Origin of the sequence: Caballeronia glathei (assembly GCF_000698595.1) — a bacterium.
Taxonomy (GTDB): domain Bacteria; phylum Pseudomonadota; class Gammaproteobacteria; order Burkholderiales; family Burkholderiaceae; genus Caballeronia; species Caballeronia glathei.
Map to the genome: position 1 here is coordinate 60998 of NZ_JFHC01000022.1, position 13584 is coordinate 74581.

A 13584-nucleotide genomic window follows, 5' to 3' on the forward strand; every position below is an offset into this window, starting at 1 on the left:
TCAGCGATCCACCGCGGCGAGAACCCGACCGAAGAATTCGTCGGCGTGGTCCGGATTCAGCCAGCGGACCACGACCGCCATCCGCCGCTCGGGCTCGATCCATGTAAACGAGCTGCCCGCGCCGATAGCGAAGAAGCTCGACGCCGGCACGCTCGGAAACACGCGCCGCTCGTGGTTGAGCCACACGAGATAGCCATAGAACGGCGCGATCGCGCATGGCGCGCGCATTCGCGCGAGCCATTCGCGTGACAGGATCTGGCGCCCGTCCACTCGGCCTTCTTCGACGAAGAGGCGTGCCACCTTGAGTTGATCGTTGGCGCTGATCGACAGGCCGCCACCCCAATGCGTCCCGCCGGGAACGGACGGCATCCGCTCGCCGCCGATGTTCACCCACGCATGGTCGTAACCCACCCAGCGCCAGCTCTCGCTCGCGCCGAGCGGGCGCATGATCGCGTCGCGAAACACGTGGGGCAAGGGGCGCCGGAACAGGTGCAGCAGCGCGAGAGAAAACTGGTTGATGCGCACGTCGTTGTATTCCCAGTATGTGCCGGGCGTTTGCAGCGTGCGCCGATCCCCTTTCCTGCCCTCGGGTGCCTTGCCGAAAGTGACTGCGCGAAAATGATCGGCCTGATCCGGAAGGCCGAAACACTCGCCTTGCCATTCACTCGTCTGCTGAAGCAGTTGCGCCCAGGTGACGGCGGCGTTGTGCGCATCATCGAAGCCGATGCCCGGCACGCGCACATGCACGGGTTCATCCACGTCGGGAAGCAGGCCGCGGTCATGCGCGACGCCGGCCAGCAGCGCCAGATACGTCTTCGCGATGCTGAAGGTCAGGTCGGCGCGATCCGGTTCGCCCCACGTGGCGAGCGTGCGGCCGTCCAGCGAAATGGCTCCGGAGACGGGGCCGCGATCGTGCACGGGGCCAAGCAGCCGGTTCCACGGCGGCGGATCGCTGGGATGCACGCCCCAGACTCCGTCCACGTTGCGGTCCCAGAGCGATTCGTGGTCGATGGCGAACTGCACGGCCTGCTGCAAGTCTTTCTGCATATCTTTCCTGTTCGAATGCCTGATTTTTCCTGCGGGTTAATGTGCCTTCAGGCGCACTCGCGCCCACACGAGCGTAAAGAGGCTCACCATGGCGGCGATCATCAAATAAAAGCCGGGAGCGAGATTGTTGCCCGTCGCGGCGATCAGCGCAGCCACCGCGAGCGGCGTGAATCCGCCGAAGATGGTCGTGCCGAGGTTATAGCCGACCGCCATGCCGGTGGTGCGTGTGCGGGTCGGAAAGAGGTCGGACATGAGGGCAGGGATCGGCGCGAAGTAGACCGCCTTGAGCACCGCGACCCAGATGACCGCTGCCAGCAACGTCAGCAGCGAGGGATGCGCGTTCATGAACATGAACGCAGGATAGATGGTCACGAAAAAGAGCGATCCGGCGCCCAGCATGATGCGCGTGCGCCCTACCTTGTCGGACCAGTGGCCCACGAGCGGCGTGAGCATCATCACGATGAATCCCGCGACCAGCGTCGCGATGAAGCCGTACGACGGCGCGAGCCCGAGCTGCCTCGCCGCGTAGGTCGGCATGTAGAGCAGCATGTAGTTCGCGGTCGTGGTCAGCACGAGCGAACCGATCGACACCAGCACGCGTTCCTTCTGTTCGGTCAGCACTTCGCGGATCGGCGAGACAGCCTTTTCCGCGTGCTCGAACTCGGGCGTCTCGTCGATATGCCGGCGGATATACCACCCGATCGGGCCGATCAGCATGCCGAACAGGAACGGGATGCGCCAGCCCCAGCTTTCCAGCTGATGCGCGTCGAGCGTGCCCGTGAGCACCGCGCCGAACGCGGAAGCGAGCAGCACGCTCGCGCCCTGGCTCGCGAACTGCCAGCTCGACATGAAGCCGCTGCGCTCGGGCACGTGCTCGATCAGGAAGGCCGTCGAGCTGCCGAACTCGCCGCCTGCCGAGAAACCCTGCAGGAGCCGCGACAGGAAGATGCCGATCGGCGCGATCACGCCGATCGCGGCATAGTCCGGCATCAGCGCGACCATGCCGGTGCCGAGCGTCATCATGCCGATGGACAGCGTCAGCGATGCCTTGCGCCCCTTGCGGTCGCTATACGAGCCCAGCACGAACGCACCGACGGGACGCGCGAGATACAAAAGCGCGAAGGTGCCGAGCGTGAGCAGCAGCGAGACGGTCTTGTCGCTCGTCGGGAAGAACAGCCTGGAAAGCGTGGAAGCAAAGTAGCCGTAGACGACCAGATCGTAGAACTCGAGCGCGTTGCCGACCGACGTCGCGACGATCAGCCGGTAGATGCCGGTGTCGCTCGAGACGCCGGGCAAGGCCTGGCTGGCGGAATCCGAACTCATCATGCACCCCTCGCTGGTTGTGTCGCGTGTCGAAGCGTGTCGGTGTCGCCGAGGTCCCAGAAGAGCCCGGCCATGATCCGCAGTCCCTCGCGCGCGACGGGGCCAAGCAGATGTTCGTCGGGTGCGTGCTGCGAGCAGCCGGGGTAGGAGTGCGGCACCCAGAGCGTGGGCATGCCGAGGATGTGGGCGAACACCTCGTTGGGGAGCGTGCCGCCGAGGTTGGGCAAGAGCACGGGCGCCTGTCCCGTGGTCCGTTCCAGCGAGCGCAATGCCCACTGGACCCAGGCGTTTTCCGGGTCCACGCGGGTGGCCGGCACGCCGCGCTCCACCTCGACACCGACCTGCGCGAAGCCGTGTTCATCCAGATGCCGGCGCACGATCGATTCGAGGTCTTCCCAGTCGGTGCCGACCACGAACCGCAGCTGCATGCACGCGAACGCGTGCGGCGGGATCGCGTTGACCGGCTTTTCCGGGTTGCCCGTTTTGAAGGCCAGCACTTCGAGCGTGTTCCATGCGAAGACGCGTTCGGCGGGCGTGAGGCCGGGCTCGCCGTAGTCTTCGTCGACTTCGGGCTCGCCGGGATTGCCGCCCACGGTGAGGCCTTCGAGTGCCTGCCGCACCGGCTTCGGTATCGCCGGAGGGCGCAGGCCCTCGACGAGAATGCGTCCGCGCTCGTCCACCATGGACGCGATCGCGTTCGCGAGCACCACGCCCGGGTTGCGAAGCAGGCCGCCCCAGTTGCCCGAATGATGGCCGCCGTCGCGGCATTCGAGCACGAGCCTGAAGTTCACGAGACCGCGTGAGCCGAGAAAGAGCGTGGGATGCCGGGCGCCCAGGCGCGGGCCGTCGGAGGCGATCAGCACGTCGGCGGCGAGCTCGTCGCGCAGTGCCTCGCATACTGCGTGAAGCCCGGGCGAGCCCGTTTCCTCGCCGGTTTCGAACAGCACTTTGAGATTGAAGCCGAGCCGTCCACCGCGCGCATCGAGGACGGCTTTGAGCGCGGCGAGGTTGATGCTGTGCTGGCCCTTGTTGTCGGCGGTGCCGCGGCCGTACCAGCGTTCGCCTGCGACCGTGACTTCCCACGGCGATACGCCGTCACGCCACTGGGCGTCGTAGCCGCGCACCACGTCGCCGTGGCCGTAGGTAAGCACGGTCGGCAGGGCGTCGCCTTCATGGCGATGCGCGACCAGAAACGGTCCCGCGCCGGGCGCGGGGTTCTCCACCAGCCGGTGACGGAAGCCGAGTTCCGTCAGCACACGCGCGATCTCGTCGGTCAGGTACGCGCGCAAGAGCGGGCCGCTTTCCGGCTCCTGACTCTCCGTGCGATAGCCGACCCGGCGACTGAGGTCTTCGAGGAAGGCGCCGGAATCGTATAGCCCGGCCGCAGCCTGAATGGCGATGTCGCGTGTCAATTCTCTCTCCGGTAAGGGCACCGCCCGGGGCGCCGATGCTTGATGGAAATCGATCACGCGGATCTTCATGTCGCCGATATTTATGGACAATCACAATATTTCGCAGATTCCGTTGCCGAAACGGCAAACCTGACGAGGCGTTCACGATGCACAGCACGGCCCTGCGGTATTTCCTCGAAGTTGCGCGAAGCGGCTCGCTGAGCAAGGCGTCCGAGCGGCTGTTCGTCGCGGTGTCGGCGTTGAGCCGGCAGATCGCGAAGCTGGAGGACGAGGTCGGCGCGCCCTTGTTCGAGCGCCGGCCGCGCGGCATGGTGTTGAGCGAGGCGGGGCGGCTCCTTGCCGCGCATGCGCACCGGAGCATCCTCGAACAGGAGCGCGTGACCGGGGAGATTCGCGACCTCACGACGGGCGGCCGGGCCACGATCCGCGTGGCAAGCTCGGAAGGCGTGGCGCGCGACTTTCTGCCGGAAGTCTTCGCGCGCTTTTTGAAGACGCATCCGGCCACGCATTTTCAGCTCGAAGTGTCGGCGCCGTCGGAGGCGACGCAGCGGGTTCGCGACGGCACGGCCGACGTCGCGGTGTGCTTCAGCGTCTCGCCGGAGAAGGACGTGAGCGTCCACTACGCCCAGCGGGCGCCGATCTACGCGCTGGTCACGCAGGATCACCCGCTTGCGCGAAAAGACGCCGTGTCGCTCGCCGACCTGGTGCCCTGGCCGCTCGCCATATACGGGGAGGGCGTCACGGTCAGGCAACTGTTCGATATCGCGTGCAGCCTCGAAGGCCTGAACTTCGAGCCGATTTTCGTGAGCAACTACCACGCGGCGCTGCAGAGCTTCGTCCAGCGGACGGACGCGGTCACGCTGGCCGGCTATCTGACGGTGCGCAGCCGCCTGAAGCCCGACCGGCTGGCCGCCGTGCCCATCAGCAATCCGGAGCTGCACCAGCGCACGCTGCAGGTCCAGACCATGGCGGGGCGCACGTTGCCCAAGCCTGTCAGCGCGTTCCTCGACCTGCTGATCGGCGCCATTCACGCTCCGGACGGGCTCGGCTGACAGCTGCGATCCGCAACGCTCATCGCGCGATTTCCCCTGCGTTGTCCAATGAGCAACGACATGTGAACTTAGTTGCTCTTGTTCGATTGTTTTCGTGTGGCCACCATGGGGCCATGCGAATTCATAACGACCGATCGAGCAACGGAGACAACCATGTCAACAGTCCAGGCCCTGGAGGGGCGCGACGGCATCTCGGCCGTCTATAGCAAGGTCAACTGGCGGCTTCTGCCTTTCCTGCTTGTCTGCTACATGTTCGCCTATCTGGACCGGGTGAACGTGGGCTTCGCCAAGCTCCAGATGCAGCACGATCTCGGATTCTCCGACGCCGCCTACGGCGTGGGTGCAGGCATCTTCTTCATCGGCTATGTGCTGTTCGAGTTGCCGAGCAACCTGATGCTGCCGAAAATCGGCGCGCGCAAGACCTTCAGCCGGATCATGGTGCTGTGGGGCATCACGTCGGCGAGCATGCTCTTCGTGCGCAACGTGCCGATGTTCTACGCGATGCGCTTTCTCCTCGGGATCTTCGAAGCGGGCTTCGCCCCCGGGATGATCTTCTACCTGTCCTACTGGTACGGCCCCGCGCGCATGGCGCGAGCGATCGCGATCGTGTTTCTCGCGGGCCCGATCGGCGGCGTGATCGGCGGGCCCGCCTCCGCGTGGCTGATGACCTCGTTCGCGGGTGCCGGCGGCCTGCACGGCTGGCAATGGATGTTCCTGCTGGAAGCGCTGCCGTGCATCGTCCTCGGCGTGGTCACTTTCTTCTGCCTGCCGGACCGGCCCGCGGATGCCGCGTGGCTGAGCGCCGAAGACAAGCGCGTGCTCGCGGGCGAACTCGCCGGCTCTACCGCGCCGCGTGACCATTCGTTCCGGGCAGTCGCCCGCGACGTGCGGGTGTACGTCCTCGCGCTTGCCTATTTCTGCATCATTTCGTCGATTTACGCGATGAGCTTCTGGCTACCCTCGATCCTCCGGGACCAGGGTGTCACTGACACGATCCAGCTCGGCTGGTATGTCGCCGTCCCGTATGTGGCGGCTGCGTTCGGCATGTACTTCGGCGGGCGCAGATCCGACCGCGTGGGCGAAAGGCGCTATCACAGCGCGGTGCCCGCGCTGCTCGGCGCGGTCCTTCTTGCGTGCACGATCTTCTGGGACGGCCATCTGGTCGCGACGCTGATCCTGCTGACGTTCGCCACGGCCATGATGTGGATCGCCTATACGGTGTTCTGGGCGATTCCCTCCGAGTACATCAAGGGCGCCGCGGCTGCGGGCGGCATCGCGCTCATCAACACCATCGGGCTGTCCGGGGGCTTCTGGGGGCCGGCCATCATCGGCTGGACCAAGACGGCGACCGGCAGCATGCACGTTGGCCTTCTCGTCATCGCCGGCATGCTCGCCGTGGCCGCGCTGCTGCTGGTGGCGAACAGGCTTCCGTCGCGCGCATGAACGCCCGGGCGGGTCCGCGCGTCTCTCCTTCGTGATCCCGCCCGGCGCATCCGGACGACATCAACGCTTTTCCCTCACGTCTCAAACAAGGCGAGCATGAAATGAAAATCCTGATTGCAGGCTTCCAGCATGAAACGAATACCTTTGCGCCGACGAAGGCGTCCTATCAGAGCTTCGTGCAGGGCGAAGGCTTTCCGCCGCTCGTGCGCGGCGCCGACGTCCTGAACCTGCGCGACGTGAACGTGCCGATCGGCGGCTTCATCACGCAGGCCGAGGCCGCGGGGCACGAACTGATCCCGGTGATCTGGGCCGGGGCCAGCGCGTCGGCGCATGTCACGCGGGACGCGTATGAACGCATCGCCGGCGAGATTCTGGACGCGGTCAGGTCCGAGACCTTCGATGCCATCTACCTCGACCTGCACGGCGCCATGGTGGCGGAGCATATCGACGACGGCGAAGGCGAACTGCTCGCGCGCGTGCGCGCGGTCGTGGGAGATCGCATGCCGCTCGTCGCATCGCTCGACCTGCACGCCAACGTGACGCAGCGGATGCTCGATCTCGCGGACGCACTGGTCGCCTATCTGACCTATCCGCACGTCGATATGGCCGCGACGGGCGAGCGCACCTTCCGGGTCTTCGAACGGCTGGTCGCGCAAGGCGGCAGCATGAAATACGCGGCGCGCCGCGTGCCGTTCCTGATTCCGGTGAACGCCATGTGCACGCTCGTCGAGCCCGCTCGCGGCCTGTATGAGCAGCTTGCGCTGCTCGAACGGGACAAGGATGTCTCGCTCTCCTTCGCCCCGGGATTTCCCGCCGCCGACTTCCCCGAATGCGGTCCGGTGGTCTGGGGGTACGGGTTCGACGAGCGTGCGGTGACTCAGGCCGTCGAGGCGCTTTACCAGAAGATCGTGGCGGACGAACCCCGCTGGGAGGTGCACTTCCTCACGCCCGACGAGGCCGTGGTCGAAGCCATGCGGCTTGGCCGGGATGCGGCGAAGCCCGTCATCATCGCGGACACGCAGGACAACCCGGGCGTGGGCGGCGACTCGAACACGATGGGCATGGTGCGCGCGCTCCTTCGCAACGGTGCGCAAAACGCGGCAGTCGGCCTGATATGGGACGCGCAAGCAGCAGCGGCCGCGCACCGGGCGGGTGTCGGCGGCACGGTCGAACTCGCGCTGGCGGGCCGCTCGGGCGTGCACGGCGACGAGCCGCTAGTCGGGACCTTCGAAGTGGAGCACCTCTCCGACGGGCATTTCCGCTTCGATGGTCCGATGATGAACGGCATGCGAGGCGAGCTCGGGCCGGTTGCGTGCCTTCGTATCGACGGCGTGAGGATCGCGGTCAGCACGATCAAGATGCAGATGTTCGACAGGAATCTCTACCGTGTTGCGGGCATCGAGCCGGAGCGGATGGAGATACTGGTCAACAAGAGCTCCGTGCACTTTCGCGCGGACTTCGAGGCGATCGCCGATTCGATACTGGTCGCCAAGGCACCGGGACCGATGGCCGCCGATCCTTCGGCCCTCGCCTGGAAGCGGCTCGACCCGGCTATCCGCCTGCGGCCCATGGGCGCCCCCCTGGGCGAGCTTCCCGCGACGTTGCAGAGGCCTTGACGGCCGCCAATGGCCGGTGATCGATCGATGCCGGCCTGCTTGGCCTGCCTGACCTGCCTGGCCCGCGCGGCCGCTGCCGGTTTCGCTGCCGCTGGCGCCGCGCGCATGACGCCCGAGGCGCCTTGGGTATGGCGTCCTGGGTACGGCGTCGTGGAATGCGGCGCGCAATCGAAGCCGACAGCCACGAAAACGCGCCCCGATGGGCCGCACTCGAATGCCCCCTCGCCGGTGTTCTGCTCCTGAGCCGTGTAGCGACACTCGTCCGCATCGCACGCGCCTTCGGCCGCGCACGATGCGGCATCGGCACGCACACTCGCCCTTTTGTCGTGAGTCGAACGGATTGCATCGCAACCGCTGTCCTCCTCACGCTGCCCCTCCTCCACGCGCGCGACGCCGCAGTGCTCCGGCCACCCGGACCCCGGCGCTCATTGACAAAATCAGCCGTAAATGATTTTATGCATCCAGCGTCATATGACAACGTACAAGAAAGAGAGGGTATTCCCTAAGCAGATACCTCTCGATGGAGCAGACACCAATGGAAAATCAGGTCAACCGTTCGCCGTATGGCCGTCTTTTGCTGACGGGCGCGGCGGGTGGCATCGGCAAAGCGATCCGGCCTCGCATGGCCGAGTTCGCCACGCGCGTGAGGCTGTCCGACCTGCCGCGCGCATTGCCCGACGACGCTGCGGCCCATGAGGAAATCGTCGCGTGCGATCTCGCGGACCGGCAGGCGGTCGACGCGCTGGTCGCGGGCTGCGACGCGATCATCCACCTGGGCGGCGTGTCGGTGGAGCGGCCTTTCGAAGAAGTTCTCGAAGCCAACATCAAGGGCGTGTTCAATCTCTATGAGGCCGCGCGGCGTCACGGCGTCATGCGCGTCATTTTCGCCAGCTCGAATCATGTGACCGGCTTCTACCGTCAGGACGAGAAAATCGACGCTCACGCGCCGAAGCGGCCGGACGGCTACTACGGCCTGTCCAAGTCGTTCGGCGAGGACACCGCGCAGTTCTACTTCGACCGCTACGGCATCGAGACCGTGAGCATCCGCATCGGCTCCGTGTTCCCGGAGCCGAAAGACCGCCGCATGATGGCGAGCTGGCTCAGCTACGACGACCTGCACGACCTGCTGCGGCGCAGCCTGTTCACGCCCGGCGTCGGCCACACGATCGTGTTCGGTGCGTCCGCGAATGCGCTCACGTGGTGGGACAACCGTCACGCGGCGGTGCTCGGCTTCGAGCCGCGCGACTCGTCCGAACAGTTTCGCGCGAAGGTCGAAGCTGCGCCGCCACCCGCCGCCGACGACCCCGTCGCCGTGTTGCAGGGCGGCGTGTTCACGCAAGCCGGGCCATTCGAACCCGTCGAGGGCAATGGGAGTGCTAATTAGTCAGTTGTCGTACGTCTAGCCTGTCCGATCTCCTTTCAGCAGGGGGAGAGGATGACTCAAACACTCGGAGACATTGCTGCAATGACGTTTGTCCCAGATTTCAGTCCGCTGTTGCCCTACTGGCCCACGTTCCTGAAAGGCGCGTGGCTGACGCTCAAGATGACGAGCGTCGCCGTGTGCTTCGGCGTGATCGTCGGGATGCTGGTCGCGTTTGCGAAGCGGGCGAAGGTGCCCGTGCTGTCGCGCCTGTGCATCATCTATATCGAGTCCGTGCGCAATACGCCGTTTCTCGTGCAGATCTTTCTGCTCTATTTCGGCCTCGCCAGCATCGGCCTGCGCATGCCGACGTTCGCCGCCGCCACGCTCGCGATGACGATCAACATCGGCGCCTACGCCGCGGAGATCATCCGTGCGGGGCTGGAGTCGGTGCCGCGCGGGCAGATCGAAGCGGCCGAGTGCCTCGGGCTCTCGCGCTGGCGCATCGGCTGGCATGTGATGCTGCAGCCTTCCATCGAGAAGGTGTATCCGGCGCTGACGAGCCAGTTCCTGCTGATGATGCAGGCGTCCGCAATCGCGTCGCAGATCTCCGCGGAAGAACTGACGGCGGTCGCCAACACCGTGCAGTCGGATACGTTCCGTTCGCTCGAAACCTACATCGTGGTGGCAGCGCTCTACCTTGCGCTTTCGCTCCTGATCAAGCTGATCGCATGGGCGGTCGGCGAGCACGTGTTCAAGCGGCGGCGCGTGATCCGGCTCGCAGCGCGGCGTGCCGGCAAGGCGCCGTCCGATACCGCGCGCATCGACACCGTGATCCCCGGAGGTGCGGCATGAGCGGCGGCTTCACGGCAGCGCACCTGCTGTATCTGGTGCAGTCGATCTGGTGGACGCTCGTGCTGTCCGCGCTGGCGTTCGTGCTCGGCGGGATCGGCGGCTTTGGCGTGATGCTCGCGCGCATCTCGCCGCGCCGCTGGCTCTCGCGCACCGCGATGGTGTACATCGAGGCGATTCAGGGCATTCCGCTCCTGATCCTGCTCTTCATCGTGTACTTCGGGCTTTCGGTGTACGGCTTTCAGGTGCCCGCGCTGGTCGCGGCGGGCATGGCGCTGATGGTCTACTCGAGCGCCTATCTCGGCGACATCTGGCGCGGCTGCGTGGAAGCCATGCCGAAGCCGCAGTGGGAAGCGGCCGAGTGCCTGTCGCTCACGCGCTGGCAGAGCCTGCGGCTCGTGATCATTCCGCAGGCGATGCGCCTTGCCTTGCCGCCGACCGTCGGCTTTCTGGTGCAGGTGATCAAGATGACGTCACTCGCGTCGGTGATCGGTTTCATCGAACTGACGCGCGCGGGCCAGATCATCAACAACTCGATCTTCCAGCCGTTCCTCGTGTTCGGACTGGTAGGCGCTTTCTATTTCGTACTGTGCTATCCGCTCTCGCGCTGGAGCCAATCGATGGAGAACAAGCTCAATGTCGGCAATCGTTAAGCTCGGCGACGTGTACAAACGGTTCGGCTCGAACCAGGTATTGAAGGGTGTGTCGTTCGAGGTGATGAAGGGCGAGATGATCGCCGTGATCGGCGCAAGCGGCTCGGGCAAGAGCACCGCGCTGCGCTGCATAGACCGCCTCGAGACGATCGATCAGGGGGAAATCGAAGTGTGCGGGATTCGCGTCGACGACCCGAATGTCGATCTGCACCGCCTGCGCCGCGAAGTCGGCATCGTGTTTCAGAGCTACAACCTGTTTCCTCACCTGACGGTCGAAGAGAACATCATGCTCGCGCTGCGTCACGTGAAGAAGTGCTCGCGCGACGAAGCACGGGGCGTGGCGATGAAGGTGCTCGAACAGGTCGGTCTCGCACAGAAGGCCGATGCCTACCCCGAGCAGCTTTCGGGCGGACAGCAGCAGCGCGTCGCGATTGCGCGCTCGCTCGCGATGTCGCCGAAAGTGATGCTGTTCGACGAAGTGACGTCGGCGCTCGATCCGCAACTGACGGGCGAAGTGCTGCGCGTGATGGAGGATCTCGCCGCGGACGGCATGACGATGCTGCTCGTCACGCAAGAGATGGCGTTCGCCAAGCGCGTCGCCGACCGCATCATCTACATGCATCAGGGCAAGGTCTGGGAAGTCGGCGACGGCAGCATGCTCGACGCACCGCGAACGCCCGAATTGCGTGCCTTTCTCGACAACGGCCTGTAACGGCCCGACGTTTTTTTTTATCGATAACAACGGAGACAGACTTGAAAGCGAACCGATTCATTGCACGCACCTGCGTGACGGCCCTCCTGCTCGCGGGCGTGGTGCAGGGCGCGCTGGCCGATCAACTCGACGACATCAAGAAGGCCGGCGTGGTGCGCGTGGCGATCGCGATGGGCACGCCGCTCTTCAGCTACGCGGACGCCAACCTGAAGCCGGCGGGCTCGGACGTCGACACCGCCGCCGCGCTCGCGAAAGACCTGGGCGTGAAGCTCGAACTCGTGCAGATCACGAACGCGGCGCGCGTGCCGACGTTGCAGGCGAAGCGCGCGGACCTGGTCATCGCCGACCTGTCGATTACGCCGGAGCGCGCGAAGGTGGTCGACTTTTCGATTCCGTATGCGGTGATCACGATCATCGTGGGCGGCACGAACAATATCAAGGTGAAGGACTACGCGGACCTCGACGGCAAGATGATCGGCCTCACGCGCGCAACGGTGAACGACACGCTCACGACGCAGCTCGCGAAGGGCGCGCAGATCCAGCGCTATGAAGACGACGCGACGCTCATCACGTCCATGGTGACGGGGCAGATCGACGTGTTCTCGAGCACGCCGTCCAATCTGCAGGAGATGCAGCGGCGCGCGCCGGGCCGCCATATCGAACTGAAGTTCGAGCAGAAGAACTTCGATCTCGGCATCGCGATGAACAAGGACGAGCCGAAGCTGAAGGACTGGGTCAACAAGTGGGTCAGCACGAACATGAAGAACGGCAACCTCAACGCGATCTACAAGAAGTATCACGGTCGTGATCTGCCCGAGAGCGTAGCCAAGGGCTGAGCGTCGATCGATGCGCAGACGGGGACTTGTGCAGGCCCCGTCTGCGCGACGGGCGCTCAAGGCGCGCGGCGCCTTCGGCCGCAATGGCCGCGCCGGTTGCCTTCCATCAGGTCTATTGCCCCGAATGGGTCGATGCCCAGGCGGCGCGGACCTCGCGCCGCCTCGGCTTGCCATGCCGCCGAACACGGCGCGACGCTCCTCACCACCCACTTTCCGGACACGTCGGCAGGGCGTATCGAACGTCAGGGCCATGCAGCGTATTCGTGGGCGTTCGCACGAGAGGACGCAACGGTCTTCGCTAGCGCGTTGCTGACGCACCGCCCGGGAAGGGTTCAGTCGCTGGCTGGACCCACCGCTCGTAGTCCTCCGCCTCCTTGACGAGCCACTCCTCGAAGGCGACGAGTTGCGGGGACTTGGAACTCACCTGCGAACAGGCCAGATAGTAGCCGCCCGGTGTGGACACCTGCAGGTCGAAGGGCGCCACGAGCCGCCCGGTGCGAAGGTCGTCCTCGATCAGCGCGCGCACCGCGATCACCACGCCGAGGTCGTCGATGGCGCCCTGGTACGCCAGTGCCGCGTTGTCGAAGTCGATACTGCCGGGACTGTCCAGCTCGGTGATGCCTGCTTCGATGAGCCAGCGCGACCAGTCCATCGGACGATGCCGCGACGAGAGCAGCGCATGGCGCGCCAGGTCCTTGGGGCAGCGCAAGCCCGGTTCCCGCTTCAGCAGATTCGGGCTGCATACCGGCATCAGCACTTCGCGGAACAGCCGGTGCTGGCCGGAATCGACTGGCGGAAAGGGATGCGAGTGCACCGACACGTCCACGTCTTCCTGACGGAAATTTGCCGGCTCATGCGAGGTCGTCACCTGAAGCTCGATGCCGGGATGCATCGACTGGAATCGCGTCAGTCGCGGCACGAGCCAGCGCATGGCAAACGTGGGCGGCACCTTGAGGCGCAGCACCGAGCCTTCTGTCTGATCGCGTGCCTCACGCGTCGCGTAATCGATCTGGTCGAATGCAACGCTCAGCGCGCGGATGTAGGCCTCGCCCTTGCGAGTCAGCTCTATTCCGCGATGTGTCCGCAGGAAGAGCTTGACGCCGAGCCAGTCCTCGAGCGATGACACATGCCGGCTCACGGCCCCCTGTGTCACGAGCAGCTCCTTCGCAGCGCCGGTGAAGCTCGAGTAACGTCCTGATGCTTCGAACGCGCGTAGTGCATTGAGCGGTGGAAGTTTTCGTCGCATGGCTCGCATGAGGATTTCTCATGCCGCCCATG

12 protein-coding genes are annotated in these 13584 nt (G+C 65.3%); 8 read left to right on the top strand and 4 right to left on the bottom strand.

The genetic code is table 11. The features are described 5' to 3' along the window. The 3 genes from BG61_RS15675 to BG61_RS15685 are packed head-to-tail and all read right to left on the bottom strand — an operon-like array spanning position 1 to position 3782. Entirely contained in the window at positions 1-1047 is a 1047-nt protein-coding gene (locus BG61_RS15675) for a serine hydrolase domain-containing protein (RefSeq protein WP_035934464.1), read from the bottom strand. Positions 1048-1083: 36 nt separating this feature from the next. Beyond that, positions 1084-2370 (bottom strand): MFS transporter, encoded by a 1287-nt coding sequence (locus tag BG61_RS15680; protein WP_035934627.1) that lies wholly within the window; start codon positions 2368-2370, stop codon positions 1084-1086. Then, the gene (locus BG61_RS15685) at positions 2370-3782 is read right to left on the bottom strand and encodes a M20 family metallopeptidase (protein WP_035934629.1); all 1413 of its coding nucleotides are present in this window, start codon (positions 3780-3782) and stop codon (positions 2370-2372) included. The genes BG61_RS15680 and BG61_RS15685 overlap by 1 nt, the downstream gene beginning before the upstream one ends. A gap of 146 nt (positions 3783-3928) precedes the next feature. On the opposite strand from BG61_RS15685, the gene BG61_RS15690 reads away from it, so the two are divergent. From BG61_RS15690 to BG61_RS15725, 8 genes are all read left to right on the top strand, one after another. Beyond that, complete coding sequence (locus BG61_RS15690) at positions 3929-4834, top strand: LysR family transcriptional regulator (protein ID WP_035934465.1); 906 nt, start codon at positions 3929-3931, stop codon at positions 4832-4834. A 153-nt stretch (positions 4835-4987) separates the two neighbouring features. Further along, the gene (locus BG61_RS15695; protein ID WP_035934467.1) at positions 4988-6277 is read left to right on the top strand and encodes an MFS transporter; all 1290 of its coding nucleotides are present in this window, start codon (positions 4988-4990) and stop codon (positions 6275-6277) included. 101 nt (positions 6278-6378) lie between these two features. Then, on the top strand, positions 6379-7893 hold the full coding sequence (locus BG61_RS15700) for a M81 family metallopeptidase (protein WP_035934468.1): 1515 nt from the start codon (positions 6379-6381) through the stop codon (positions 7891-7893). A gap of 535 nt (positions 7894-8428) precedes the next feature. Then, entirely contained in the window at positions 8429-9277 is an 849-nt protein-coding gene (locus tag BG61_RS15705) for an NAD-dependent epimerase/dehydratase family protein (protein ID WP_035934469.1), read from the top strand. An 81-nt stretch (positions 9278-9358) separates the two neighbouring features. Further along, positions 9359-10108 carry an amino acid ABC transporter permease gene (locus BG61_RS15710; protein WP_035934470.1) on the top strand — a complete coding sequence of 250 codons (750 nt, stop codon included), beginning with the start codon at positions 9359-9361 and terminating at the stop codon, positions 10106-10108. Further along, the gene (locus tag BG61_RS15715; RefSeq protein WP_035934471.1) at positions 10105-10758 is read left to right on the top strand and encodes an amino acid ABC transporter permease; all 654 of its coding nucleotides are present in this window, start codon (positions 10105-10107) and stop codon (positions 10756-10758) included. Before BG61_RS15710 ends, BG61_RS15715 begins: the two co-directional genes overlap by 4 nt. Continuing rightward, entirely contained in the window at positions 10742-11470 is a 729-nt protein-coding gene (locus tag BG61_RS15720) for an amino acid ABC transporter ATP-binding protein (RefSeq protein ID WP_035934472.1), read from the top strand. The genes BG61_RS15715 and BG61_RS15720 overlap by 17 nt, the downstream gene beginning before the upstream one ends. Before the next feature lie 41 nt (positions 11471-11511). Further along, the gene (locus BG61_RS15725; protein WP_035934473.1) at positions 11512-12306 is read left to right on the top strand and encodes a transporter substrate-binding domain-containing protein; all 795 of its coding nucleotides are present in this window, start codon (positions 11512-11514) and stop codon (positions 12304-12306) included. A gap of 298 nt (positions 12307-12604) precedes the next feature. Here BG61_RS15725 and gcvA read toward each other — a convergent pair whose 3' ends face one another. Continuing rightward, the gene (gene gcvA / locus BG61_RS15730; RefSeq protein ID WP_081868084.1) at positions 12605-13561 is read right to left on the bottom strand and encodes a transcriptional regulator GcvA; all 957 of its coding nucleotides are present in this window, start codon (positions 13559-13561) and stop codon (positions 12605-12607) included. Positions 13562-13584 lie beyond the last annotated feature (23 nt).